Source organism: Neptunicoccus sediminis (assembly GCF_001719615.1).
GTDB classification, from domain to species: domain Bacteria; phylum Pseudomonadota; class Alphaproteobacteria; order Rhodobacterales; family Rhodobacteraceae; genus Amylibacter; species Amylibacter sediminis.
In genome coordinates, this window is record NZ_MDVX01000034.1 from 1 (window position 1) to 1,034 (window position 1,034).

The window sequence follows — 1,034 nt, forward strand, 5'->3', positions numbered from 1 at the left end:
CCTTGGCCTGCCAATCCCTCTGCTCTCCCTGCTGACGTTCGGGGCGATCCTTGTCCTTCTCATTCAACTTCGACGGATATCAATATGAAACGAAAGACACTTTTGCTTGCGATACTCACTCTGGTACTGGCCGTTTTCGTGGCTGGTGCCTGGTTCGTATCGCGCCCCGATCCGACCCCGGTGGCGACAGCCGCTCCGCTGGAACAACAGGATCGTCTTGTTCGGTCCTATTCTCCCATACTCGGGCGTGAGGATGCGCCAGTGACCATCGTGGAGTTCTTCGACCCAGCCTGCGAGGCCTGCCGCGCCTTCCATCCCATCGTGAAGCAGATACTGGCGCAATATCCCGACGATGTGCGCGTCGTCATGCGCTACACGCCGTTCCACGGCGAGGGGTCCGAGCTGGCAATCAAGGTGCTGGAAGCGGCTCGGTTGCAGGACTTTTTTGTTCCCGTGCTAGAATCGCTGCTCGAAAATCAGCCCGCCTGGGCCTCTCACGGCGCTCCGGCAGCTGAGCGCATCATGGAGATCGCCGGAGCGGCGGGCTTGGACACAGACGCCGCCGCAAATCAGATCATGTCACCCAGCATCGTCGGCGTCCTCAATCAAGACCGGGCAGACGTCGAAGCTGTCGGAATCCAAGGCACACCGACGTTCTTCGTCAACGGTAAGCCTTTGCCAGAGTTCGGTGCGGAGCAGCTCTTGTCGCTCGTCCAAGCCGAAGTCGAGGCTGCGACAACAAACTAGAACGAACAGGAGACCCAACGTGTTCAAAACCTTCGCAAAGGCAATCCAGAGCCTGTCTGTCGCTCTTCTGATGGGCTTGCCAATGGCATCCTCAGCGCAGCAGTTGTCAGAGAACGCATCGATTGTGGTCGAGAGCCCCTGGGCGCGCGCGAGCCTTGGGATGTCACGGCCCGGCGGGGCCTATCTGACCGTTCGGAACGAGGGCAGCGATCAGATCTCCCTTATCGGTCTTCGCGCGGAGATCTCCGGCATGGCTTCGATCCACGAAACCAGAACCAATTCTGACG

General features: G+C 59.5%; 2 protein-coding genes. Both read left to right on the forward strand.

The window, feature by feature from the left end:
• Window positions 1-84: 84 nt before the first annotated feature.
• Window positions 85-747, forward strand: a complete 663-nt coding sequence (locus tag BFV97_RS17205) for a DsbA family protein (RefSeq protein ID WP_069301623.1) — start codon at window positions 85-87, stop codon at window positions 745-747.
• Window positions 748-766: 19 nt separating this feature from the next.
• On the forward strand, window positions 767-1,034 hold a 268-nt coding region (locus BFV97_RS17210), incomplete at its 3' end, for a copper chaperone PCu(A)C (protein ID WP_157888364.1).